The organism is Pseudomonas bohemica, assembly GCF_002934685.1.
In the GTDB taxonomy this organism is placed as follows: Bacteria; Pseudomonadota; Gammaproteobacteria; order Pseudomonadales; family Pseudomonadaceae; genus Aquipseudomonas; species Aquipseudomonas bohemica.
The window spans coordinates 1-252 of record NZ_NKHL01000008.1 but is presented as its reverse complement, the minus strand read 5'-3'; the positions used below and the strand labels follow the sequence as shown (position 1 = coordinate 252).

Below are 252 nucleotides of genomic sequence, written 5' to 3'. Positions count from 1 at the left end.
AGTCGGGGCAAGCCAGGCCGGGGTTTGCGTGGCATGGCGCGTAGCGGGATCACAGGCTGCATTCGATAACGGTCGCAGTAATGACGCAGGTGTTCTGCGTCATAGCCTTTGTCAGCCAGTAACCAGCGACTACGCTTGCGTGGCCGCCCCGGCTTACCGGGAATTCGCACCTGATCCAACAGCGGTTGGGCGTGGGCGATATCGCTGGCTTGTCCCGATGAAAGGATGAAGCGTAAGGGAACACCATTGGCG

Annotated in this window: 1 protein-coding gene; it reads right to left on the bottom strand. The window is 60.3% G+C overall.

Annotation, left to right across the window (positions count from 1 at the left end; translation table 11 throughout):
* Positions 1-252 (bottom strand): transposase (locus CE491_RS00030; protein WP_199884899.1); only part of this gene is annotated, 252 nt, incomplete at both ends.